Source organism: Asticcacaulis sp. MM231 (genome assembly GCF_964186625.1).
GTDB lineage: Bacteria > Pseudomonadota > Alphaproteobacteria > Caulobacterales > Caulobacteraceae > Asticcacaulis.
The window spans coordinates 192,576-218,612 of the sequence record NZ_OZ075110.1; the positions used below are offsets into that span (position 1 = coordinate 192,576).

General features: G+C 59.5%; 14 protein-coding genes and 1 pseudogene. 11 read left to right on the forward strand and 4 right to left on the reverse strand.

Annotated elements, in window-relative coordinates; genetic code table 11:
• The first annotated feature begins 37 nt into the window (after positions 1–37).
• The 9 genes and pseudogenes from ABQ278_RS20105 (at position 38) to ABQ278_RS20145 (ending at position 14,301) form a co-directional block, all read left to right on the forward strand.
• The gene (locus tag ABQ278_RS20105; protein ID WP_349322803.1) at positions 38–640 is read left to right on the forward strand and encodes an ANTAR domain-containing protein; all 603 of its coding nucleotides are present in this window, start codon (positions 38–40) and stop codon (positions 638–640) included.
• The gene (locus ABQ278_RS20110; protein WP_349322804.1) at positions 640–1,785 is read left to right on the forward strand and encodes an ABC transporter substrate-binding protein; all 1,146 of its coding nucleotides are present in this window, start codon (positions 640–642) and stop codon (positions 1,783–1,785) included. Before ABQ278_RS20105 ends, ABQ278_RS20110 begins: the two co-directional genes overlap by 1 nt.
• A 342-nt stretch (positions 1,786–2,127) precedes the next feature.
• Positions 2,128–3,342: a nitrate/nitrite transporter gene (locus ABQ278_RS20115; RefSeq protein WP_349322805.1), complete on the forward strand. Its 1,215-nt coding sequence runs from the start codon at positions 2,128–2,130 to the stop codon at positions 3,340–3,342.
• A gap of 219 nt (positions 3,343–3,561) precedes the next feature.
• Positions 3,562–6,073 (forward strand): annotated as a pseudogene (gene nirB, locus ABQ278_RS20120) (nitrite reductase large subunit NirB).
• Positions 6,070–6,417: a nitrite reductase small subunit NirD gene (gene nirD / locus ABQ278_RS20125; RefSeq protein WP_349322806.1), complete on the forward strand. Its 348-nt coding sequence runs from the start codon at positions 6,070–6,072 to the stop codon at positions 6,415–6,417. The pseudogene nirB and the gene nirD overlap by 4 nt, the downstream one beginning before the upstream one ends.
• A 58-nt stretch (positions 6,418–6,475) precedes the next feature.
• Positions 6,476–9,157 carry a molybdopterin-dependent oxidoreductase gene (locus ABQ278_RS20130; RefSeq protein ID WP_349322807.1) on the forward strand — a complete coding sequence of 894 codons (2,682 nt, stop codon included), beginning with the start codon at positions 6,476–6,478 and terminating at the stop codon, positions 9,155–9,157.
• On the forward strand, positions 9,147–9,926 hold the full coding sequence (cobA, locus tag ABQ278_RS20135) for a uroporphyrinogen-III C-methyltransferase (RefSeq protein WP_349322808.1): 780 nt from the start codon (positions 9,147–9,149) through the stop codon (positions 9,924–9,926). The genes ABQ278_RS20130 and cobA overlap by 11 nt, the downstream gene beginning before the upstream one ends.
• 169 nt (positions 9,927–10,095) lie before the next feature.
• Positions 10,096–12,045: an EAL domain-containing protein gene (locus ABQ278_RS20140; protein ID WP_349322809.1), complete on the forward strand. Its 1,950-nt coding sequence runs from the start codon at positions 10,096–10,098 to the stop codon at positions 12,043–12,045.
• A 417-nt stretch (positions 12,046–12,462) separates the two neighbouring features.
• Positions 12,463–14,301 carry a glycoside hydrolase family 35 protein gene (locus tag ABQ278_RS20145; protein ID WP_349322810.1) on the forward strand — a complete coding sequence of 613 codons (1,839 nt, stop codon included), beginning with the start codon at positions 12,463–12,465 and terminating at the stop codon, positions 14,299–14,301.
• A 14-nt stretch (positions 14,302–14,315) separates the two neighbouring features.
• On the opposite strand, the gene ABQ278_RS20150 is transcribed toward ABQ278_RS20145, so the two are convergent.
• The 4 genes from ABQ278_RS20150 to ABQ278_RS20165 form a co-directional block, all read right to left on the reverse strand.
• Positions 14,316–15,527 (reverse strand): histidine-type phosphatase, encoded by a 1,212-nt coding sequence (locus tag ABQ278_RS20150; protein WP_349322811.1) that lies wholly within the window; start codon positions 15,525–15,527, stop codon positions 14,316–14,318.
• The gene (locus ABQ278_RS20155) at positions 15,524–17,866 is read right to left on the reverse strand and encodes a GH92 family glycosyl hydrolase (RefSeq protein ID WP_349322812.1); all 2,343 of its coding nucleotides are present in this window, start codon (positions 17,864–17,866) and stop codon (positions 15,524–15,526) included. Before ABQ278_RS20155 ends, ABQ278_RS20150 begins: the two co-directional genes overlap by 4 nt.
• Positions 17,867–18,142: 276 nt before the next feature.
• Positions 18,143–20,329, reverse strand: a complete 2,187-nt coding sequence (locus tag ABQ278_RS20160) for a GH92 family glycosyl hydrolase (protein WP_349322813.1) — start codon at positions 20,327–20,329, stop codon at positions 18,143–18,145.
• A 66-nt stretch (positions 20,330–20,395) separates the two neighbouring features.
• Positions 20,396–21,346, reverse strand: a complete 951-nt coding sequence (locus ABQ278_RS20165) for a family 43 glycosylhydrolase (protein WP_349322814.1) — start codon at positions 21,344–21,346, stop codon at positions 20,396–20,398.
• 377 nt (positions 21,347–21,723) lie between these two features.
• Here ABQ278_RS20165 and galA point away from each other — a divergent pair, with 377 nt between their 5' ends.
• Together galA and ABQ278_RS20175 are read left to right on the forward strand one after the other, a co-directional pair.
• Positions 21,724–24,228 carry a beta-galactosidase GalA gene (galA, locus tag ABQ278_RS20170; RefSeq protein ID WP_349322815.1) on the forward strand — a complete coding sequence of 835 codons (2,505 nt, stop codon included), beginning with the start codon at positions 21,724–21,726 and terminating at the stop codon, positions 24,226–24,228.
• Positions 24,229–24,384: 156 nt separating this feature from the next.
• Positions 24,385–25,965, forward strand: coding sequence for an alpha-L-fucosidase (locus ABQ278_RS20175; RefSeq protein WP_349322816.1), 1,581 nt, complete (start codon positions 24,385–24,387; stop codon positions 25,963–25,965).
• Positions 25,966–26,037: the final 72 nt, after the last annotated feature.

A 26,037-nucleotide genomic window follows, 5' to 3' on the forward strand; every position in this document is an offset into this window, starting at 1 on the left:
ATTGCCTTCGCAGTTGCGAGTGGACTAAGCTCGACGGATGAACGTCCTCATCATCGATCCTGACGAAGCGCGCGCGGCCATTGTGGCCGACGGGATCCGTTCGGACCACGGCGAGCAGGAAACCATCGTCCGGCAAGGCCCTCGTTTTGAATTAAGGATGCTGCGCGATTTCGACCCGGACATGGTCATCATTGCGTGCGAAAGCCCTGACCGCGATATGCTGGAAGCGCTGCAGGTCGCCAATGAACAGGTGCCGCGCCCGGTGGTGATGTTCGTCGACCGGTCCGACGACAATGCGACGGCCAAGGCGCTGGAGGCCGGTGTCGCGGCCTATATTGTTGACGGCTATAATCCAAAGCGAATGTCGTCGATCCTGACGGTCGCCGCCCAGCGCTTTAACCTTACCCAGGGCCTGCGTCGGGATCTCGACAAGGCCAAGGCGGATCTGGCGGCGCGCAAGGTCATCGATCGCGCCAAGGGCGTTTTGATGAGTTCGCGTAACCTTTCCGAAGACGAGGCCTACAAGGCCCTGCGCAAACATGCCATGGACACGGGGCGACCGATCCACGCCGTAGCTGCCGATATACTGGCCGTCAGCGGCCTGCTGACGCCCCCCAAAGACGGACCGGGTGAAGACTGATGACAGACCTGAAAATCGCTTATAACCCGCTGAATGATGCTGCCCTGGTGCTGGTCGCCGAAGCGCTCGGCTTCTATGACTCCGAAGGCTTAAGCGTCACGCTCAGCCGTGAGGCCAACTGGTCAAATATCCGCGATAAGCTGGCCTATGGTCTGATAGACGCCGCCCATATCCTGGCCCCCATGCCGTTCGCCGCCGCCCTGGGCCTTGGTCCCTCCATGGGGCGCGTCATTGCGCCCATGGCTCTGGGTGCCAACGGTAATTCGGTCGTGGTGTCATCCGTACTGAAAGCCCGCCTCGAAGACGCTGGCGACCTGCATAAGACCCTGCTCGGCAGCGGCCGCCTGCTGGCGCGCGAAGTGGAGCGCCGGCGCAAGGAGGGCCTCGGTCGTCTGGTCTTTGCCGTGCCGTTTACCTGGTCGCCGCACCACTTCGTCCTGCGGCACTGGGTGGCCTCAGCCGGTCTCGATCCCGAACGGCAACTGCAGTGGATCGTGGTTCCCCCCTCGCGCATGGCCGATATGCTCAGAGACGGGGTGATCGACGGTTTCTGCTCAGGCTCACCCTGGCCGCAAACCGCGCAATTGAACGGTCAGGGCGAAATCCTCTTTTCCGATCCCGATTACTGGACGCTCAAGCCTGAAAAGGTATTGGGCGTGCGCGCCGCCTGGGCCGAAGCCCATCCGGCTGAGACCATTGGCCTGACCCGCGCCCTCTTGCGCGCGGCGCTTTGGGCCAGCGATCCGGCCAATAGCGAGGACCTGATACGCATCCTGGCCCGGCGCTCGTACGTCAACGCGCCGTGGAAAGCGATCGAGCAGGCGCTAGCCGCCGGGGGATCAGGCCTGATCCTCGATCCCGAACGCGCCACCTTCCCATGGATTAGCCATGCCAAGTGGTTCCTGGGCCAGCTTGTCAAATGGGGCATGTTGACGCCAGAGCACGATTTCGACCAGTTGGCGCGCCATGTCTACCGCCCGGACCTGTGGCGTGAAGCCGCCGCGTCTCTCGGCCTAAACTGTCCGGAGGCCGATGAAAAAACCGAAGGCGGCCAGGCCGCCGGCTGGGAGATTCCGGCCAAACCGCACAATATTGTCATGCCTGCCAATGAGTTATTCGATGGCGGAGTGTTTCGCTGCGGTTAATCACGGAAATGTGATTGCATTTGAAACCGCATGAAGCCTTTTCACGCAAGCGACGACATAGGACCTGACGCCTGCTGTCAAAGCCTGTTTTGTGATATATTTAACCCATCATTCCCGTCGCGGCGCAACCTTGCCTCCTACGATCCAAACGGACATTGACGAACGCCAATCTCTGAACAATCTTGAGCTATACGGTCAAAGATGATCGCAATTTTTCGGTCCGGACAGCCAATGACGGTGCGTCCGGCCTCATCATAGACAATGACGTCTCATGACATTCCGCACCGGTTTCCCGGCGGGCTGTTTTGGGGCGTTTTTTATTTTCCATAAGGGAAAAAAGCGATGATCAGCAAAGACTTCCTCAAGTCGGGGCATACCCCCACCCTCTTCTCCTCGTTTCTCTACTTCGACATGAGCTTCATGGTCTGGGTATTGCTGGGCGCGCTCGGCGTCCAGATCGCCAAGACGCTTGGCCTGACGCCGGCCGAAAAAGGCTTCATGGTCGCCGTCCCCATCCTCTCCGGTGCCCTGCTCCGTCTCGTCAACGGCTTTCTGGTTGATCGCATCGGCCCCAAGACAACCGGCACCATCGCCCAGCTTATCGTCATTAGCGGCCTGCTGACGGCCTGGCTGATGCACATCAATTCCTACGGCAGCGTGCTGGCGCTTGGCGTCGTGCTCGGCATGGCTGGCGCGTCTTTCGCCGTCGCTTTACCGCTGGCGTCGCGCTGGTATCCGCCGAAATATCAAGGCATTGCCCTGGGCATCGCTGGCGCCGGCAACTCCGGTACGGTCTTCGCCTCTTTGTTTGCCCCGACGCTTGCCAAGATGTTCGGCTGGTCCTCGGTCTTCGGTCTGGTCGCCATTCCGCTGATCCTCACCTTCATTATCTACCAGTTGCTGGCCAAGGATTCGCCCGACCAGCCGCCTGCCAAGACCGGCGCGCAATATCTCAACATCTTCAAATCGCCCGACGCCTGGTGGTTCATGTTCTTCTATGGCGTCACCTTTGGTGGCTTCGTCGGCCTGTCGTCCTCGCTCAACATCTTTTTCAACGTCGAATACGGCATTGAGCCGATCCACGCCGGTTTCTTCACCGCCGCTTGCGTCTTCGCCGGTTCGCTGGTGCGTCCCATAGGCGGCGCGCTCGCCGATCGCATCGGTGGCATCCGCACACTTTCGGTGATGTACACCGTCGCGGCGCTCGCCTTGATTGTCCTCAGCTTCGGTATGCCAACCGTCTGGACCGCCATGGGTGTGCTGATCCTCGGCATGGGTGCCATGGGTATGGGCAATGGCGCGATCTTCCAGCTTGTGCCGCAGCGTTTCCGCAATGAGATGGGCGTCATGACCGGCCTTGTCGGTATGTGCGGCGGCATCGGCGGCTTCTATCTCGCCGCATCGCTCGGTCTGGCCAAGCAGGCCACCGGCAGCTATCAGATCGGCCTTCTCGGCTTTGCCGGACTGGCCCTGGTGGCGCTTGCCGGCCTTACCTACGTCAAGAAACGCTGGCGCACCACCTGGCACGTCTTTGGCGCCACCGAAGCCAAGATTTAACGCACTGCACAACTTCAAATAACGTTATTTTCCGTGTTGACAATCTTCGTTTTTGCCTTAGCCTCAAAGATCTGATCACCGTCGATCAATCACATTCGCGCTTATAAACCAATGACGGTTTTTGCAGCGCACCATCAGGACAATGGAGTCCCGAACCCGCTACTCAGCAATGAGTGGCAGGGTTCGGGGCTCTTTTTTTTTGCTCAAAGGGTTTGCGTAATGACCACACACAAAGAGCGTATCGTCATCATCGGCGCCGGCATGGCCGGTGGCCGTATCGTCGAGGAAATCCTCAAGCGGGATGACAAGAGGTTCGAGATTTCTATCGTAGGGGCCGAACCTTGCGCCACCTATGACCGTATCCAGCTCTCGCCGGTTCTGGCGGGGGAAAAGACCTTCGATCAGATCGTCACCCACTCCCAGGCCTGGTACGATAGCAACGGCGTCAAGACGCACTTCGGATACTGGGTGCAGTCGATTGAGACCGCCGGCAAGTTCCTCACCCTGCACGATGGCCAGACGCTCCATTACGACAAGCTGATCCTGGCCATGGGCTCCGATCCGATCCGGCTTCCCCTGCCCGGCGCCGATCTGCAAGGAGTCGTCGCGTTCCGCGATCTGATGGACGTCGATCTCATGACCCAGGCCGCCAATAAGGGCGGTGAAGCCGTGGTGATCGGCGGCGGTCTGCTCGGTCTCGAAGCGGCCTATGGCCTGGCCAAGCGCGGTATGACATCGACCGTCATCCACCTGGTCGATGTGCTGATGGAACGCCAGCTTGATGAAGCTGCCGGCCGTCTGCTCGAAAAGGCCCTGCTCGATCGCGGCGTCATCTCGGTGCTCAACGCCCAGTCCGAATCTATCGTCGGTGAGACCCACGTCGAGGGCCTGAAGCTGAAAGACGGCCGCATCATCCCGGCCTCGCTTCTGGTCATGGCCGTCGGCATCCGCCCGCATGTCGAACCCGCCAAATCGTCCGGTCTGGTGGTTGAGCGCGGCATTGTGGTCGATGACCAGATGCGCACCTCCAATCCTGACATCTTCGCCATCGGCGAATGCGCCCAGCACCGCGGCCAATGTTATGGCCTGGTCGCGCCCATCTGGGAAATGTGCCGCACGCTGGCCGATGTCCTGACAGAGAAGAACATCGACAGCGCCTATGCCGGCTCGCAAATGGCGACGCGCCTCAAGGTTTCCGGCGTCGATCTCTTCTCGGCCGGCCAGTTCGGCGGCGGCGAAGGCTGTGAGGACATTGTTTTCCGCGACCCCTCGCGCGGCGTCTATAAGCGCATCGTCATTAAGGACGACCAACTGGTCGGCACTGTCCTCTTCGGGGAAGCCAGCGATGGCGGCTGGTATTTCGACATGATCAAGACCGGCGCCAATGTCGCCGATATCCGCGACACCCTGATCTTCGGTCAGGCCGTAACGCATGCCCTGGCCGGCCAGGACCCTTCTGACGCCGTTGCAGCATGGCCCGACGACACGGAAGTGTGCGGCTGCAACGGCGTATCCAAGGGGCAGGTTGTGGAAGCCATCTGCGGCGGCGCGGACAGCCTCGACAAGGTCCGCGGTTGCACCAAGGCCTCGGCCTCATGCGGCTCGTGCACCGGCCTTGTCGAGAGCCTGCTGAAAGTCACCTTGGGCGATGCGTTTAAGGCACAGACCGGCCCGAAGCCGATGTGCACATGCACCGAGCATGGCCACCAACATGTCCGCGCGGCCATTATGGAGCAGAATATCAAGACCCTGCCCGATGTGATGCAGGCGCTGAAATGGACCACACCCGACGGCTGTTCGTCGTGTCGTCCGGCGCTGAACTACTATCTGCTGTGCGCCTGGCCGCGCGATTATAAGGATGATCCGCGCTCGCGCTTCGTCAATGAACGCAACCACGCCAACATCCAGAAAGACGGCACCTACAGCGTCGTTCCGCGCATGTGGGGCGGGCTCACCTCGGCCAAGGAACTGCGCGCCATCGCCGATGTCGTCGATAAGTTCAAGGTGCCGATGGTGAAGGTCACCGGCGGCCAGCGGCTCGACCTCTTCGGCGTCAAGAAACAGGACCTGCCCGCCGTCTGGGCCGATCTCAATGCCGCCGGCATGGTGTCCGGCCACGCCTACGCCAAGGCACTACGCACGGTGAAGACCTGCGTCGGGTCGCAATGGTGTCGCTTCGGCACGCAGGATTCGACCGGCCTTGGCGTCAAGCTCGAACAGGCAACCTGGGGCAGCTATATGCCGCACAAGTTCAAGATGGCCGTTTCGGGCTGTCCGCGTAACTGCGCGGAAGCCACGATCAAGGACTTCGGCGTCATCTGCGTCGATAGCGGCTATGAACTGCACGTCGGCGGTAATGCCGGTATCCACCTGCGCGGCACCGATCTGCTGACCAAGGTCGCCACAGAGAGCGAGTTCGATCGAATGGTCGATGGCGTTCGTCCAGCTTTACCGTGAGGACGCCTGGTACCTGGAACGTACCGCGCCGTGGATTGAGCGCGTTGGCCTGCAATTCGTCAAAGATCGCCTGGCCGAACCGGAAATGCGCGCCGCTCTCGTCGCCCGCTTCCTTGAAAGCCAGGCCGTTTATCAGGTCGATCCATGGGCCGAACACGCGCCGAAATCCGAGCCTGCCAAGGTCTTTTCACCGCTTGCCGATTTGCGCGACGGCGCCATTCAATCGCTCTCTAGCAGCGAAGCGGTAGAGCAAAATGGAGTGCCGGCCGAATGAATGCCCCAGTAAACTTAAATGTCATGATCAACTGGACGGATGTCGGCGCGGCGATCGAGGTCGCGCCGCAAAGCGCCCGCCGCGTCGAGACCGGCTTGGGCGCCATCGCGGTCTTCCGCACCGTCGCCGACGAATACTACGCCGTCTTCGACAAGTGTCCGCACAAAGGTGGACCCTTATCCGAAGGCATCGTCCACGGCCGCGCCATCGCTTGCCCGCTGCACAATTGGTCGATCTCGCTGGAGTCAGGTGAGGCCTTGGGCGCCGACGCCGGCAAGGGCTGTACCCCGACCGTGCCGCTGAAAATCGAAGAGGGTCGCATTTTACTCGGCCTGAATTTCTAATCCCTCTCCCCGTAAGCGGGGCGAGGGGAACTAAGACCAACCGCCACTGGATTGATAAATGTTCGAGTCCGCCGCCACCATTACGACGAAAACAACCTGCCCCTATTGCGGGGTTGGCTGCGGTGTGAAGGCGGTCCTGAACGGTGGCCGTCTGCTCACGGTCAAGGGCGATGAACATCATCCCGCCAACCTCGGCCGTCTGTGCTCGAAAGGCACGGCGCTTGGCAATACCTTCGGGCTCGAGGGGCGACTGCTTGAGCCGAAAATGCGTCAAGATGGCCAGTTAGAAGCCGTCACATGGGATGAAGCGCTCGACACGGTGGCACACACCTTCAACGCCATCATCGATGAACACGGCCCCGACGCGGTGGCCTTCTATGTCTCCGGACAATTGCTGACCGAAGACTATTACGCCGTCAACAAGCTGGCCAAGGGCTATATCGGCACCGCCAATATCGACACGAACTCGCGTTTGTGCATGTCATCTGCCGTGGCGGCCCACAAGCAGGCCTTTGGCGCCGACCTCGTGCCCGGCACCTACGAAGACCTCGAACTGGCTGATTTACTGGTCTTTTCCGGCCATAACGCTGCCTGGACGCATCCGGTGCTCTATCGTCGCGTCGAGGCCAGAGAAGGCCAGATGCGTATCTGCATCGACCCCAGACGTACCGATACCGCCAAAGCCTGTGACCTGCACCTGATGATCAAGCCGCAGACCGATGTGCGGCTGTGGAATGGCCTGTGCGCCCACCTGATCGCGCGGGATGCGCTCGATCACGACTTCATCGACCAGCATACGCAAGGCTATTCGCGCCTGATGGCTGCGCTTTGCGAAGACGATCAGAGCCTGGACGCCATCGCCCAAGATTGCGGCATCTCGCCGGCTGATCTCAAAACCTTTTACGACGCCTTCCTGCATACTGAAAAGACGGTCAGCCTGTTCTCGATGGGCTCCAACCAATCGAGCCAGGGCGTTCACAAGGGACTGGCCCTGATCAATGCCCATCTGCTGTCCGGCAAGATCGGCAAGCCGGGCGCCGCGCCCTTTTCGATCACCGGCCAGCCTAACGCCATGGGTGGCCGCGAGGTCGGCGGACTGGCCAATATGCTGGCCGCGCATATGGATTTCGATGACGCCTCAAAGGCACTGGTACAACGCTATTGGGAGTCCCCCACCATCGCACCGAAGCCTGGCCTAAAGGCGGTCGATATGTTCGAGGCGGTCCGTCAGGGCAAGATCAAGGCCATCTGGATCATGGCCACCAATCCCATGGTCTCCATGCCGGACACCAACAAGATCCACGAGGCGCTGTCCAGGTGCGAACTGGTCGTGGTCTCCGATGTCATGGCGCGTACCGACACCATGAACATGGCGCATATCCAGCTTCCCGCCGCCGCCTGGGGCGAAAAGGACGGCACGGTCACCAATTCCGAACGGGTCATCTCGCGCCAGCGCCGCATGACCGCCCTGCCCGGCAGTGTGCGCCCGGATTGGTCCATCATCGCCGACGTCGCCCGTCGCATGAACAGCAGCTGGGACGCCGCCTTCTCCTGGAAAGGGCCACATGACGTCTTTGCCGAGCACGCCGGCCTGACCGCTTTTGAAAACACCGGGCACTCTGAAAAGGGACAGCGTTTCCTGAACCTAAGCGGACTCAAGGATTTATGCCGTGACGATTACAACGCCCTGACGCCCACCCGCTGGCCTGTCACCAAGGCTGGCAGCACACATCGTCTGTTCGCTAATGGCCGTTTCGCCACGCCCAACGGTCGCGCCCGCCTGATCGCGCCCAAGGCCACCGGCCCTGCAAATGCGACGTCGCCAGACTTCCCTTTCAGCCTCAATAGCGCCCGTGTCCGCGATCATTGGCATACCCTGACCCGCACGGCTCTGGCGCCGGAGCTGAACCGTCACATCAGCGAACCCCGGCTTGATATCCATCCGAAGGACGCCAAACGCCTCGGCATCAGAGATGGCCGTCTGGCCATTATCACCACGGCCTATGGCGAAGCCATCCTGAAAGCCCGCGTCACCGACGATGTGCGCGAAGGCAATCTTTGCGTGCCGATGCACTGGACGAAGCAGTTTGCCCCTTTTGGGCGCTCAAACCAGATGGTCAATCCGGCGGTCGATGCCCTGTCCGGCCAGCCGGAATTCAAGCACACGCCGGCAGGCGTGGCGGCCTATAACGAAGTCTGGCACGGCTTTTTCATGACGCCACGCGATTTCGATGGGGAACTGCCTGAATTCGGAGATGCCGTCTGGCGGCGCTCCAGCCACGCCTATGCCGATTGTTTCGAAATCTCCGGCGTAGCCCCGATGGACATATCGGCGATCGAGATGACCCAAAGTTTGGACGATGTGACCACCGGCCTGACCCGCCGCGTCCGTATCGAGGAGGGTCGCCTGACCCGTGCTCTTTTCATCGCGCCCATTGATAAACGCCTGCCGCCGCGCGACTGGCTGCTGGAGCGCTTCGGCGATCTTGTCCTTGATTCAAAAGACCGCGCCGCCCTGCTGATCGGCCGCCTGCCCGGCGTGCAGGATAAGGGCCGGATCATCTGTGCCTGTCGCAGTGTCGGCGAAAAGACCATCAACGCCGCCATCGCCGAAGGCGCGCTCACCGTGGAGGCCATCGGCGAAGCGACAACCGCCGGCACGTCCTGCGGATCGTGCAAGGGCGAACTCAAACAATGCCTGTTGACATACGCAAAAAAGGAAACCGCCGATGCCGCATAACGGTTTTGTCTCTTTGGTGGGGGCCGGTCCCGGCGACATTGATCATGTGACGCTCGGTGCGCTAAAGGCGCTGCAAACGGCGCAGGCCCTGCTGTATGACGCGCTCGTCTCCGAAGATATCCTCAGTCTGGCGCCGCAAAGATGCGTCAAGATCTGCGTCGGCAAGCGCGGCGATCGGCTCAGCGTCTCGCAGGACAAGACCAATGCCCTGATGGTCAGGCTGGCCCAAAAGGGGCTGCAGGTGGTGCGGCTGAAAGGTGGCGATCCGTCTGTCTTCGGTCGCGTCGAGGAAGAACGCCTCTATCTCGAACAGCACGGCATCGACCACAAGACCTTGCCGGGCGTCACCGCCGCGTCCGCCGCCGCCGCACAGTTTTCATTCCCCCTCACCCATCGCGGCGAGGCACGCTCAGTCACCTTCCTGACCGGCCGCACCAAGGATGGCGCCATCGACCTGCGCCATGAGAGCCTCAACGACCCGATGGCCTCACTGGTTTTCTATATGTCGTCCCATAACGCCGCGCATATCGAATCAAGCCTGCTGAAGGCCGGACGCTCAAAGCAAACGCCGGTCGTCATCATCGAAAATGCTGGCCGTCCTGAGGGACAGATGCGGACGGGCGCCCTTGATGACCTTGCCCGCCTTGTCGATCATGCAGCCTTCTCAGGCCCGGTTTTGCTGGGCGTGGGTTCGGCCTTTGGCTATGCCCGTCAAACACTTGTTCAGCGTCAAGTCCTACCCGTAGCGACACGCTCTGGCATGAGGTGAACCTTGCGTGCAGGACGCGTCGATATCCCTGCGCCTTGACCTTCAAAAGTCGGGGCAATACCGCCATGGCATTTAAAATGTTAATCAAAAACTTAACCAATTACCTTATCTCGGCCTTCACGTATTGGTGATACTTAGACACATCAGGCTTGTTAATTTGGTTCTTAAGATGTCTTCAGCCGCGGCGTTTTCGCGTCTTTACTGCCACCTCAGTGTATGGCTAACGGGGGCGGAGCCGTCTTCTACAGATGCCCTGCCGAATAGCAAACTTGTTGACGATGCTTTTGCGACGACCATGCGCACGAGCATGTGCTATTTTCTTGTTTTCGCCGGCATATATTTCACGATCAACACCGTCTTCTATCGTGTGGCAGGTGATCCAGGCCTTATTCCGAGTGTTTCCCTTGCGACCCTGATTCTTTGCGTTATCTTCTGGGCTTACAATCGTCAGCGGGCTTCTGTTGTCAGACTGGAAATGACCGGACACATTGTGGGCTTTGCCTTTATTGGCAACGCGCTTCTCGACATTGTCATGCAATATCAGTCGATCAAACTGATGTACCTGGTACTGCTGGTGCCGGCCTTCGCCGTCTCCGGCGTCCGTCCACGCGTAATCTACACCACTTCACTGGCGTCGATCGCGGGCATGCTTGCAGCCACCTATTGGTTTGACCGTGCACAGATGATAAACTGTGGATGGGTCGCCTTCACCAGCCTCGTCGTCGCGGTCGGCCTGTCACGCGTGACACGGTCAGCCATGTTGCGCGCCGTCAAACTGAAAATAAACTCCGACCAAAATCGCGACAAGGCTGTGCTGCTCGCCGCCAACGACTCCCTCACAGGCTTGCCCAATCGTCGCGCTTTTCTCAAAGCCCTCGACGAACATTTGGACCAGGACAGCGCCTTCTATCTGGGACTGGTGGACCTCGACGGGTTCAAGCCCATCAATGATATCTACGGGCACAGCTCAGGCGACCAGGTTCTCGTCGAAGTCTCCAGACGCCTTAAGGCACGCTGTGGCCAGCAGGCAACCGTGGCGCGCTTGGGCGGCGATGAATTTGCCGTCATTATTCCGGGCTTAGACGAGCCAGGTCTGCGCGCCCTTGGAGACGCCATGTGTGCGGCCTTGGCCGAACCGTACACTCTGAATAATGAAACCGCCTACTTGTCAGCCTCCATAGGCTTTACCGAGCGGGTCCGAGGTGAATGCAACACGTCGAAGCTCCTTGAACGGTCCGATTACGCCCTTTATGAAGCCAAGGAGCGTAGCCGTGGCATCGCCGTTCTGTTTGACCGAGGTCATGAAGAGCTCATCCGCTCCACAAAAGCGGTTGAACAGGCCCTTCGTGGCATTGATCGTGAACGGGAGCTGACTCTGGCCTTCCAGCCGCAGTACGACCTTCAGGACAACAGAATTTTTGGCTTCGAGGCGCTCGCACGGTGGCATAGCGAAAAGCTGGGACAGGTCCCACCCGATGTGTTTATACGCGCCGCTGAGCGGTCCGGGCTCATCACCAGCCTCACGCCAACCCTGCTGACCAAAGCGCTCGAAGCCGCCGCCTCGTGGCCGGATGACCTGCGCATTTCTTTCAATCTGTCGGCGCGGGACCTGCTCTCGCCCAAGTCGGTCGACAGGATCCTTGAGGTCGTGCGCGCCTCTGGCGTCCGCCCCGAACGGATAGAGTTGGAAATCACCGAAACGGCCATGTTGACAGACTTCGCCCAGGCCCTGAAAGCCACGTCGCGTCTCAGCGATACGGGCTGCCGGATCGCGCTTGACGACTTCGGATCTGGCTACACGAACTTCAGTTACCTGAATCAGATCAAGGTCCATACGGTCAAGATAGATCGCTCCTTTGTTCTGGCGCTGAAGCAGGGCGACCATGCCAAGAAAATCATCAAATCCATGATTGAACTGGCCGGAAATCTCGGCATGGAACATGTCATTGAGGGCGTTGAAACCGCACATGAGCTGAAGGTCATGCGGTCGGTTGGCGCAAGGATGATACAGGGCTATATGTTCGGCAAGCCGATGCCGGCGGACGACATCGCCGCGTACCTCTCCAGCCAGGTCCCTGAGCGCTTCGCACTGCGACCTTCGAAACTCTTAAGCAGCTGAAATATAGACGTCTCCGATGCTTCATTTCGTCGCTATACGGATGAAAGTGGCGTAACGCGCCCTCTTACAGGTCGCGCTATAATCCTCTCGTTCCGCTCTGGAACGACAAGCAGTTGCCGCCACGGTTCGCGCAAAAATTTATAAATCACTTTTTTGTTATGAAGTAATTTGTCGACCTATTATTTCTTTACGCGTTTCTGTATGTAGAAAAAAGAGTTATTTTTCATATAGTTATATTGCCAATTTGAAGGGCGCAGCGAACGTTGTGTACACCCCGTGCGCTGGATTATCGATCCCGTCAAGATGGGGCGCCTTTAGAACTTGCCTGGCCCATCAATTGTATTACAAAATCACCAGCATAGCCTCCCGCCATCCTGCGGTTCAAACGACCGCGCCTTCGCCATTATGGACTATCTTATGACAACGAGACGCTCATTCCTCACAGGTACAACCGCTGTTCTCGCCGCCGGTGGCCTTGCGCCCCTGTCGCCGGCCCAGGCGGCGAACGCACGGTTCACGTCGGATGACGCGCACTTCCTGCTGGATGGCAAGCCCTTCCAGATCCTGGCCGGAGAAATGCACTATCCGCGCATCCCAAGAGCCTGCTGGCGCGATCGTATGCAAAAGCTGAAGGCCATGGGCCTCAACACCCTGACCACCTATGTCTTCTGGAATGCGCATGAGCCAAAACCCGGCCATTTCGATTTCGCCGACAATCTGGATATCGCCGCCTATATCCGCATGGCCCAGGAAGAGGGACTGTGGGTCAACCTGCGTCCTGGCCCCTATGTTTGCGCGGAATGGGATGGCGGCGGTTTCCCGGCCTGGCTGTTGCCGACACCGGATATTCAGCCGCGCTCGACAGATCCCCGCTATTTCAAGCCGGTGGAGGCCTGGCTCAAACGGCTGGGTAAGGAACTCAGCCCCCTGCTGATTGACAAGGGCGGGCCGATTATCATGACCCAGGTGGAAAACGAATACGGCGCCTTTGGCAAGGATCAGGTTTATCTGCAACAGCAGATGAAGGCCTTGCGCGCGGCCGGCTTCTCCGGCCTGCTCTATACCGCCGATCCGTCCGAATATTTCGCCAATGGTTCCATTCCCGGCTTGGTCGGCGGGATCAATTTCGGCACCATGGCCAAGGCGGAAAAGGAATTTGTCGATCGCGCCAAGGTGAGACCCACAGGCCCTTACATGTGCTCCGAGCTGTGGGGCGGATGGTTTGATTCCTTCGGCCGGATCCATGAAACCATGCCGACGCAGCCGCTCATCGACAGCCTGAAATGGATGCTGGAAAACAAATACGCCATCAGCTTCTACATGCTCCACGGCGGCACGTCCTTTGGCTTTACCGCAGGCGCCAACTGGAACAAGGATGGCTATCAGCCGCAAATTTCCAGCTACGACTATGACGCCCTGCTCGACGAAGCCGGTCGTCCGACGCCGAAATATATGGCGGTTCAGGCCTTGTTCAAAGCCTACCTGCCCGCCGACACCTTCGCCCCGATGCCGGCGGCGGAAAAGGCGATCAGCCTGCCGCGCTTCCGCCTGAAGGAAAGCGCGTCCCTGGATCAGCTTCTGCCATCGTCCATAAAAGCCGCCACCCCGCAGACGCTCGAAGCCCTTGGCCAAAACAATGGCCTTGTCCTCTATCGCCATACCCTCAAGAACGATGCGAACGGCCAGCTTCACTTTGAGGATGTGCGTGACTATGCCCTCGTCAAAATAAACGATAAGGCGCTGGGGGCTCTCGACAGACGCTATAATGAGACAGGCCTTAATGTTGCCGCCCGCTCAGGGGATATGCTCGACATTCTGGTCGATACAATGGGGCATTGTAACTACGGTAAGAATATCGGTAAGGACCAGAAAGGCCTGATTGGCCAGGCCAGGCTCGGTGACGCGCCCCTGACCGACTGGGAGCACTTTCGCCTTCCGCTCGACACGCTTGCCGCCTTACGCTTTACCGCTGCCCCGACAGACGGACCTGCCTTCTATCGCGCGCACTTTAGCCTGACGGAGGTCGGTTATACCTTCCTCGATATGCGCGGCTGGGGCAAGGGTCACGTCTGGATCAACGGACACAATCTGGGCCGTTACTGGTCGGTTGGCCCGCAGCAGGCTTTGTTCGTGCCCGCCAGTTGGCTCAAAGCAGGAGAGAACGAGGTCATTGTCCTCGACCTGCATCCCGGCAGTGATCGCAGCCTCGCGGCCTCGCCCAAGCAAATATGGGACTTACCCGGCTCCGGGATTTAAGTCGGGCCCGTCCTCTAAGGGATAAGGGCCTGGAATGCAGCCGCTCTGCACTCGGCCTTTACGTCGCATAAAGGCATGGGGATGCGGGTGGAAGCCTCTCGTTCCAGGGGGGTGAGGTTCCGCATACCCTCAAGCGATGACGCGCGGAATCGTACACGCACAAAGGCCTCTCCTGCGCCATCACGCCAGAGTTCAAAGATCAGCGCGCCACCGGGCGGGGGATCGTCGGCGGCAAAGCCCTGAGCCTGCCAATGCAGCCCCAAGGCACCGCCCACATAGGCGATATTGCCATCATGACCGACCAGAAGCGTATAAGGACTGGCATCCGGATCAAACAGGGCCGCCGCAATGTCTTTCAAAAGCCCGCCAGACGCATAGGTCGCCACGGCCTTCGGACGGGCCATCAGCCGGAATTCTTCGGCATGGAGGGCCGACAAGGCGGTAATTTGCCTTTCGCTCACCTTGCCCCAGCCCACCTCATTCATGGGGAAGCCATTGGCATATTCCAGCATAAGAATTTGCGACAGGCTGGAGCCTATCTTCAAAGCGCCGCTTACCTTTGGATCCCGACCACTGACGTCAAGAACCGAGGGCATATCGCTCAGGCTGCACACCTTATCGATCTGACACCCCGGCAGGCTTTTAAGGTTCAAAACCTCACTCAAAAGCGCGTAATCGGCGTGATGCGCTCTATCGATAGCGGCCATGTCGCCCGAGGTCAGGGCCTCATCCATCAAGGCCTTACGATCGAGAGGCGGCGAGGCGACATCCTCATTAAACGGTGAAAAATGCGCATCGGTATGGCCTTCGCCGGCATGCTCCACCCGTACATCACAGCCTTTAAACGCCGTGCTGGCATAGATCTCAGCCGTCCTTATCGTGCGCTGATCCGTATCCGCAATAACGCGTACGGCGCCCGCCGGCGGGCAATCCGAACCCAGTAAGCCCGCATAAGTCAAACGATCGAAGTCGGCTATGCGCGCGATGGCCTGCTCGCCATGAGGCGTCAGGCCTGCGGGCGGCACGCGCCAGACCGGCCAGGCCTGATCGGTGAAACGCTTCGGCAGTGGCGGGTCATTATTCGGCCGCTTTATGCCATGGCGCATCAGGATGACCACCCTTTCCAGCGTGAAGCCATTCTCCTGTGCGGAGGCTGTTGAGCAGGGGGTGACAACGGCCAGGCATGCGAAAAGGAGTGCGAAGGTCAGGATGCGGGAGGGGGTCATTTGAGGCTTATGACGCTTGGGGGGCTGGTAAAAGCCTTTGCCCATGTACCGGGCACAGGCGCCATATCGAGGTCAAGCACGCCACCGGAGACAATCTCCTCATGGGTGAGCCAGGCGCGGTCCAGCGACTTGCCGTTCAGGCGGGCGGCGACCACATATAGGTTGTCGGCAGACGTGTTATGGGCGCGGATGGTGAAGCTCTTGCCGCCTTCGAGAGCGATCCGGCTGGCGTTAAAGAGGGGTGAGCCAATATAGTAAAAGGGTTGTCCGGCATTGGGATACAAGCCGATGGCGTTCCAGACAAACCATGACGACATGGCCCCGGCGTCATCATTCCCGGGCAGGCCTGTACGTTTCAGACTGTAGTTATCCGCCATGATCTGGCGGACGCGTTTTGCGGTCCGGTCCGGTCGACCGGCGTGAATATACAGATAAGGCGCCAGGATATCCGGCTCGTTACCTTGTGAATAGTGACCCGTATCGAACAGGCGATCCAGCCAGCCGGTAAAGGCTTCCGTCCCCCCCACCTTGCTGATCAGCCCGGAGACATCGTGCGGCACATAGGTTGAGTACTGCTGGCCACTGCCCTCATAATAGGGCGCCTCCCACCAGGGCGTAGACTTGTCAGGATAGTCGTAGGTGCAGCTATAGTTCTCAAGGCCCTCGCCATTGGCGTAGCGCGGGCGGATGCAGCCGAGTTTGTCGTCCCACAGTTTTTCCCAGCCTTGCGAACGCGCCAGATAACGCGCAGCATCGTCGTGCTTGCCAAGCTTGCTCGCCACCTCGGCTATGGCATAGTCGTTATAGGCATATTCAAGGGTACGCGAGGCCGAGCGTGGCTGGCTTAAGGACACATAGCCGAGCTTGAGATAGTCCTTTAGAACCCGTCCCTGAAGCAGCGGCTTATCGGATTCGATCTCCCCATCGGTCTTCAGCGCGGCATAGGCCAGATCATAGTCAAAGCCACCCAGATCCTTGACGATAGCATCCGCCACAACCACATCGCCGTTCGATCCGCCCTGGGTCATGCCATTGGCACCGGCTATGCGCGCATCGGGCAGCCAGCCGGTATGCTTATAGGTGTCAAGCAAGGAGCGTATCATGTCACGCTGCCTTTGGGGCTCTATAAGAGTCAGCAAGGGATGCAGGGTCCGGAAGGTGTCCCACAGCGTGTAGAAGTCTTCGTAATGCGGCTCTGCCGACTCCCACCAGGCGTTGTCGCCGCTCACATCGTGAGGCATGGTCTCACTGTGATACAGCGCCGTATAGAAGATGCGTCTTTGCGCCTCCGTGCCGCCATCCACGGTGATTTTTGACAGCGCCTGGTCCCAAAGCCCCTGACCACGCAGGCGCACGGCGTCAAAATCCCAATCCGGCGCCTCCGCGGCCAGATGCGCCTTCGCCTTTTCCGCGCTGATAAAAGACACCGCCACCTTCACCTGGACGACGGGTTGCCTGGCAATATCAAACCGCGCATAGCCCCCCACCTTGTGGGCAAAGGCCTGATCGACATCGTAATCGACCATGACGCTTTGCTTATGAGCCAGATTCAGGCTTTGCGGCAGGCCGTCCAGGCTGCCGGTGCCGGGATGCGCTTCAAAGGCCCCCTGACTGGCGCGCCAGGCACCCACCTCCTGAGCCGGCCTGTCAAAGACGGCATAAAAATAAATCTTGTAAGGTGTCGGGTTCCAGGCACCTTCAAAACTGGCCCAGCCGGACAGGGTGTGGTCGTCAAGAATATCGACATGGGAGGCGGTTGCACGCTGGCCCTTGCCGCCCATTTCAACAATGGAACTGACATTCAGAATGACATTGCCCGGCATAGACGCGCGCGCACCCGCGGCCTGCGGGAAGGTCAGGCGCATAAAGCCGACCATGCGGGTGGCCGTCACTTCGGTCTTGATGGCTTCGTCTGGCGCATTCCCCAAAACAACACTGTAATAGCCGGGCCTGGCCGTCTCCTGGCTCTTGGCAAAGACCAGATGATTGGCGCGCAGCGGCCCCACGGTCGGCGACAAGCGGAAATTGCCATACTGACCATCGCCGCCGGTGCCACTGACATGGGTCAAACTCAGGCCCATAATGGGGCTGGCGGAGTCATATCCGTGGGTGTCACCCCGGGTGCTGTCCGGGCTGAAGGTGACGAAGCCGAAAGGGATTTGCGCGCCGGGCACCGTGTTGCCGCCGACGGTTGAACCACCATCTACGCCGATAAAAGGATCGACCGCCGCGGACAGCCCCGGCTGGGGTGCGGACGATCGGGCGGGATCCGCCAGCGCCGTACTGTTGAGCGCGACCGCGCATAACGCCACGAGGGGCAAGACCTGAGACCGATGCACGTGCGTATCCTCTTATGTAAAAGGCTCTCTTAAAACCGGAACCCGCTGGGCCTCAATGGACCATGTTTCAACGCCAACGTCAATTGGTCACCCAATCTAACCGGCCACTACAAACCGCGACTGACGGCTCAAAAATTCAGCAAGCCACTGTTTACAAGACTATTTTTATTTATCAAGATCATGAAGCGCTTTGAGCCATAGCCCACTAACGCCATCGCGCTGTCACCTTTCTCACGATTGGTTGGTAAATTCACAACACGCCCGCAACCCTTGCTCTCAGTTGACGGGCCGGGTGGCCCAGTGGCCGGGCCGGTTGCCGAGCGTCAAGTCGAGCACACCGCCCTTCATGATGTCGGCCTGAGATAGCCACGGCGTGTTCAGCGGCCGGCCATTCAAGAGCGCCTTCTGAATATAGATAGCCTTCGCCCCGGTATGGTGCGCGAGGATCGTGAAGGTCCTGCCGTTTTCCAGATGAAGGTCGGTGCGTGGCTGGTGCGGCCCGTGCAGATAAAACTGGTCGGCGCCGAGCTTCGGGAACAGACCGATGCGATTAAAGACATAATGCGAACTCATGGCGCCGTTGTCTTCGTCGCCCGGATAGGCATCGATGGTGAACTTCTTGAAGATCTCATTGGCCCAGTAGGCGCTGAGATCGGGCCGCCCGACATTGCTGAACAGCCAGGGGGTCGAGAAGGACGGTTCATTGGTAATATCAATGAGGCCGGATGACAGGGCGTGCTGCAGGCGCTGAATGAACCTGTCACGCCCGCCCATGGCGTTCACCATGCCGGGAATATCGTGCAGCATGTCATAGGAATAGATCCAAGACGTCCCTTCATAGAAGCCGACATTGTTGTAGGTCTTGCCATCCCATCCCAGCTTGGGATCAAGGGGCTGGAAGCTTCCATCCGGATATTTCGGCAGGATAAAGCCCTTATAGCCGTCGCTTTGCGCCTGCGGGTTCCAGACCTGGCGCCACATCTTCGCGCGCGACGCCAGGAGCTGCGCCTCTTCCGGCTTGCCGGCAGCACTGGCCAGTCTGGCGGCATAAAAGTCATTGAGGGCAAAGCCAATCGTGGATGAGCCGGAACGGGCGCGTTGATTATCCGGCTCCGGGCTTTTATCGCCAACGGCAAAATACAACTGCGTCAGATAGCGCGGGCTGCGGCGCCGGAACGCATTGAAATGCGTGACGCGGTAGGCCTCGCCCCAGTTGACACCAGGCACCCCGCGGATCAGGCCTTCGCCGATCACATTTTCCACCTCGTCACCGCCCTGACCCACATGATAGGTGTGGCCGGCGATAAAGGCGGTGTCGAAGGCGCCGTAACGATCAAAGGCCCGGACGATCGAGGCGATATTGCCGGCATAGTCCTTGGGGCGGATCAGCGACAGCAACGGAAACTCGGTGCGATAGGTATCCCACAGTGTGTAATAGTCATCCCAGTGCGGCGTGCCAAGATCGGCTTCGGCCTGATCGAGCGAACGATCGCGGGGCTGAATGGCGGTATGATAAAGCGCCGTATAAAAGCGTCTGAGGTCGGGCTCGGGCACGCCTGAAATCTCGATCTGGCCCAGCGACGTGTTCCAGGCGTTTTGCGCCTTTTCGCGTACGGCGTCGAAATCCCAACCGGGCATGTCGTGCGCAAGCAAGGCTTCAGCCGTGGCGGCCGAGGTAAAGGACACCGCGATTTTCATCATCACCGGCGTGTCGGCCTGGGTATCGAAGGTCCACCAAGCGCCCAGGCGCTGATCCGCTCCCGCCGTGGCGGTCGTCTCGCCCACAGCCGTTTGGCCGTCGCGGAAAACGCCCCATGTGGTGGGTGTCTGGTCGACCTTGGCGCAGAACCAGATATCGACCAGGGCCGGACTCCAGTAGCCCTTCGCCTTGACATGGCCGATGATCTTGCCCTCCAGGGGATAGAGGGTGACGTCAGACTGATCGGAGGCGGTCACGCCCTTGATCTTGCGCGTGATATCAAAGACCAGTTGCGATGCATCCCCCTTGGGGAAGGTGAAGCGATAGAGCGCGGCATAGTGGGCGGGCGTCACCTCGACATGGGTCTGGTAACGCTTGAGCGTCACCTCGTACATATCGGCGGCCGCGCGCTCATCCTGCTTTTCCGACAGATGACCGGTCTCGTCAAACACCGGCGCGCCGATCTGCGGCGACACCAGAAAGGTGCCATAGGTCGTAACGCCGCCTGAGCCTTGCGTGTGCAGTTGGGCGAACCCACTGATCGGCGCTGCCGGATCGTAGCCCGCATTGCTTCCGGTCAGGGTTTCGGGGCTCGGGTGGATAGAGCCGGATGGCAGGGCCGGCCCCGGCACCGTATCGCCTTCATTGTCGTTACCGACCCCGACCATAGGGTTGACGTAGTGATAAAGCGGCGTTTGAGCGCTGGCCGACAGGGAGAGTGGCAAGACACAAAACCCTAGCGCCCAAAGTCCGATGGTCTTCATGTCGATCTCCTGGAAGTAAGGCGCGCCTGGTCAGGCTTCGGATTTATGGTCTGACGGCTGCGCCCCCTATTTGGCAGGCGCAACACCCGGTTTGGTCGGATAAACCTGCCGGATGGTGCCGTCCGGATTATAGGTCAGGGGCTCTATGGAAATGGAGCGCTTGTGATCACCGCCACCGGGCAGCAGATTGTCGTGATAGAACAGCCAGGATCGTCCCTTGTGCTCGATGATAGCCTGATGGTTGGTCGATATGGGTAAGTAGTCCAAAATCACGCCGCGATAGGCATAGGGCCCCATGGGCGAGGTCGCGGTCGCATAAACGATCTGCCCCGGCCAGCCCGTCGAGAAACTGAAATAGTAGAGCCCGTTGCGCTTGTGCAGGAAGGGCGCCTCGCCATAGGCCTTCTTGGGATCATCCGAGGGAAAGCCGGTGACGATGAGATCCTGGATCGGCCCGTCCGTGTGGATCATGTCGCTTTTCAGCTTGACGATTTTCGGCACGCGCGTGCCAAACATCAGATAGGCCTGCCCGTCATCGTCGATCAAAACCGCCGGATCAATAGGCTCAGCGCCGGCATTTCCATCCCGGGCCTTGTCGATCAGGGCATCGCCACGCGCATCGACAAAGGGGCCCTCAGGTGCGTTCGAGACGGCCACGCCGATCTTATCTCCACCGACGGGGGCATAGTAATAGTATTTTCCGTTTCGATGTGCCGCTTCCGGCGCCCATGCCTTGGCGTCTGGCCGTGCCCAGGCAAACACCGAAACAGACAGGAACGCGCCCCCATCCTGCCAATGGACCAGATCCTTCGACGTAAACAGACGCCAGTCGGTCGAGTCCCAGTAGGCGCCCGAATTGTCCTGATCATTGGTGGCGTACAGATAGTAGCGCCCCTTGAAATAATGCGGCGACGGATCTGCGTTAAAGCGCGGGGAAATCGGCTCGCCCGCCGAACCCGGAGTGGCCATCATCATGCCGGCGAGGAAAACGGCGCATGCCGACCTGGCCCAAATCATCCCTGTCATCCCTGATACCATTGCTTTGTCTCCGCGAAGCAAAATTGTCCGACTAATTTATAGACACAGAACGAATTGGCAAATGAATTCTCGCCCTTCCTCAAACCCCGCCCCTCACAGGCGGCAGATAGAGCCCTGCGTTTACCCGCCCTGTGGAAGGCATGCGGCCTTTCCTGATGCATTGGCCTGCCAATAGCTTCCGCCAGCTGCATATTTGCGATTGCGGTCGCCGAAAGTCCGACAAAAAGTGCTTTCTTTGCGCAATTTTTCGCTATTCATTCGCAAAAAGCCATGTAATCTTCTCTCATTGGCAGACCAATTTCTTAAAAAGCGGTGGACAACCACCGCAGGGTCAGGTCTAAAAAATGGAAACGCCTATGAAAAAGCCAGATCGTCGCTCTGTTCTCTCCGCGGCCGCCGCCCTGAGCGCCCTGCCTGTGTCAGCGCTTGCCGCGCCGAAGCCGCCGGTCGTCCGGCCCGTGACAACGACATCGGCGCCCTCTCTGGCGCCGCGCGAACGCATCTTATTTGACTTCGACTGGCGCTTTGCCCTGGGACACGCCGCTGACGTCAACCGCGATTTCGGCTTTGGCCGCGACCAGAAAACCTACGCCAAACAGGGCAACGGTCAGGTGGCGGAACCGTCAACCGCCGAGTTTGACGATCATCTGTGGCAGCCGGTCGATCTACCGCACGATTGGGCCGTGGGCCTGCCGTTCGCACGTAACGACTATTTCATCCCGCCGCAGAATCCGGAAGATGGCGATCCCGGCGCGGGTCATGGCTACAAGGCCATCGGGCGTCGCTTTCCGGAAAACAGCATAGGCTGGTATCGCAAGGTTTTCGAACTGCAGCCGGGTGATGCGGACCGCGTTCTGACCCTTGAATTTGACGGCGTCTTCAGAGACTCCCTCGTTATCCTCAATGGCTACGTGCTGACGCGGCATGAAAGTGGTTACACACCCTTCAGTGTCGACATCACCAACTATATAAACCCGCAAGGGCCGAATATCTTGCTGGTTCGGGCTGACGCCAGCCTGGGCGAAGGCTGGTTTTACGAAGGCGCCGGCATTTACCGCCATGTCTGGCTTGTCAAAACCGACAAGGTGCATGTCCCCCAATGGGGCCTGTGCGTTCGCGGCGAAACGTCCGGCGCCATCAGCCTGGAGGCGACGCTCAAAAACGCATCGGCCCATCCAAGGACGGTCGATCTGGTCACCGATATCTACGACCGTGAGGGCCGCACCGTAGCCTCGGTCACATCCACGGCGCAGCTTGATGCCTATAGTGAAAGCCTGGTGTCTAAGGCTTTGCATCTGGCGGCGCCGAAACTGTGGTCTCTTGACGATCCGCACCTCTATACGGCGCGCTGTGACGTCCGCGAGGCCGGCAAGACCCTGGATGTCAGCACCGTTCGCTTTGGTCTGCGCGACATCCGTTTTGACGCAAAAGAAGGCTTTTTCCTCAATGGGACATGGCTGAAGCTTCGGGGCGCCAACAACCATGAAGATCATGCCGGCGTGGGCACAGGCGTGCCGGACGCCCTGCATCGCTGGCGCGTCAGGCAACTGAAGGACATGGGCGCAAACATCTGGCGTTGCGCCCATAACATGCCCAACGAAGCTATTCTGGAGGCCTGTGACGAACTGGGCATGCTCGTCATCGACGAAACACGCCTGATGACCGCGACGCCTGAAGGCCTGAGCCAGCTTGCAACCCTCATCCGCCGCGACCGCAACCATCCGAGCGTCATCCTTTGGTCGATCGGCAATGAGGAAACGGCTCAGCAGGGCACAGAGCGCGGCCTGAAGATCGCGCTGGACATGCGCCGCCTCGTCAAGTCGCTCGATCCGACCCGGCCGATCACGGCGGCCATGAACCACTATCAGGGGCAGGGCCTGACACCCGCGCTGGATGTCATGGGCTTCAACTATCACGAATTGAGCATCGAACCCTTCCGCAAGCTTTACCCCGACATGCCGATTGTCGGCACCGAAACCGCCAGCGCCGTATCAACACGCGGCGAATATGTCCGCGATGAGGTGAAAGGCTATGTGAGGGCCTATGATCTGGATGCCCCCTCCTACGCCCTGACGGCCAGCGCCTGGTGGTCACTTTACAACGCCAAGCCCTATCTGGCCGGGGGACTCGTCTGGACCGGCTTCGATTATCGCGGCGAACCGACGCCCTTCAACCGCTGGCCCGAGATCTCCTCCCATTTCGGCATTCTGGACACCTGCGGCTTTCCCAAGGATATTTACTATTACTACAAATCCTGGTGGCAATCGGCGCCGGTGCTGCACCTGCTGCCGCACTGGAACTGGACGGGATCGGAAGGCAAGACGATTGACGTCTGGGCCTACAGCAATCTCGACAAGGTCGAACTGTTCCTTAATAAACGTTCACTGGGTGTTCAGAGCGTCCCGAAAGACGGTCATGTGCAATGGTCCGTACCCTATACCCCGGGCGAACTGGTCGCTTATGGTTTCAAGGGCGATAAGGTGGTCATGAAGACCGCGCGCCGTACCGCAGGCCCGGCCACCCGATTGTCGATCACCTCGGACAGGTCCGGCCTGCGCACGGACGGGCAGGATATCGCGCTCATTCGCGCCGAGCTCTTCGACGCCCAGGGCACAGCCTTGCCGACCGCCGACAACCTCATCCATTTCAGCCTGTCTGGGCCTGCCCGCATCGCCGGCGTTGGCAACGGAAATCCGACCAGTCTTGAGGCCGATCAGGCGTCATCGCGTCATCTCTTCAACGGTCTGGCCCAGGCCGTTGTGCGCGCAAGGCGCGGCTCTGTCGGTGCGCCCGTGATCGTCACCGCGACGATGGACGGCGTTCCCGCCGCCCGCCTGACCCTGACATCCCTGCCAGAGTGACACAGTTTTAAATTATCATACTTTATTGTGATCAACCCGTTTAGGCGGTTTACTAAATTGGTTGATGCTCATTAGATGAGCCACCCAAAAGTGCGGAGGCTAAGGATGCGGGTTTCAAGACGATCGATTATCGCGGCAGCGACAGCGAGTGGTTTCATGGCGCCACATAGCCAGGCCAAGCCCCAGCGTTTGGCAGCCACATGGCAAACCCTCGCCTCCGGCTATCAAACGCCGGAGTGGTTCCGTGACGCCAAGCTTGGCTTTTGGGCGCACTGGGGGCCTCAGTGCATCCCGGAATTCGGCGACTGGTATGCCCGCAGCATGTATATGCAGGGCGACAAAGCCTACGATCACCATGTCAAGACCTACGGCCATCCGGCGCAGTTCGGCTTCATGGAATTTCTCAGGAACTGGAAAATTGATGCCTTCGACCCTGACCATCTGGTTAGGCTTTATAAGAAGGCCGGGGCGAAATACTTTGTCGCCATGGCGGGCCACCACGACAATTTCGATATGTTCGACTCGAAATATCAGGACTGGAACATAACGAAGGTCGGGCCCAAGCGCGATACCATGGCGGGATGGGCCAAGGCGGCGCGGGACCACGGCCTGCGCTTCGGGCTATCGAACCACCTCTCTCACGCCTGGCACTGGTGGCAGACCGCCTATGGTTACGACCCGGAAGGCGCCGCGCGCGGCCTGCGCTATGACGCCTATCGCCTGAAGAAGGAAGATGGCAAGGGTTTGTGGTGGGAGGGCCTCGACCCCCAGGAACTCTACACGGGGCGTCAGCGCGATATGACGCCACCCGATGGCCTTGATTCGATCAAGGCGATGAACGCCTACCATGACGCGCATTCCGGTCAGTGGCTGGAAACCGTGCCGCCGCAAGATCCCTATTTTGTCAAAAAATGGCTGGCCCGCACCAAGGACATGGTCGACACCTACAAGCCTGACCTGCTTTATTTTGATGATTACACCTTGCCGCTTGAACAGGCTGGCCTGGATGCGACGGCTTATTTTTACAATTGCAGCCTCGACTGGCATGGTAAGTTAGACGTCGTCGTCAATGGCAAGAAGCTCAACGATCTGCAACGCCGCGCCATTGTGGAAGACGTCGAGCGTGGCTTTTCCGACCATCTGCGCCCCCTGCCCTGGCAAACCGACACCTGCATCGGCAACTGGCATTACGATCGGCCGCTGTATGAACGTGACGGCTACAAGAACGCCCTGCAGGTCATTCAGCGTCTGTGCGATGTGGTCTCGAAAAACGGCAACTTGCTGCTCAATATTCCGGTACGCGCCGACGGCTCGATCGACGAAAAAGAAGAAAAAATCGTAGACGGCGTGGGATCGTGGCTCAGCGTCAACGGTGATGCCATCTTCGCCACCCGCCCGTGGGACATCTACGGTGAGGGGCCCTTCAAGCCGGTAGAAGGCATGATGAACGAAGGCGACGCCAAGCCCTTCACCCACGAAGATATACGTTTCACCACCAAGGCTGGCGTTCTTTACGCCATCTCGCAGGCCTGGCCTGACAGCGGTTTTGTCGTCCTGACCTGCATGGCGGCAGGCCAGGCTCAGCGCAAGGGCCGGATCGAACGCGTCGAGCTTTTGGGCCACGGCCAGGCACTCGATTTCGAACTGGGGCTGGGTGGCCTGACGGTCAAGCTACCCTACAGCCGGCCCTCTTTCACGCCCGTACTGAAGATCATGGGCACAGGACTGACCGCGTAGAGCCCTTTCCGAAACACGCTGTAGACAGCGAGCCTTCCAAGGGTCAATGCGCACGGGCATCGCAAGACGCGC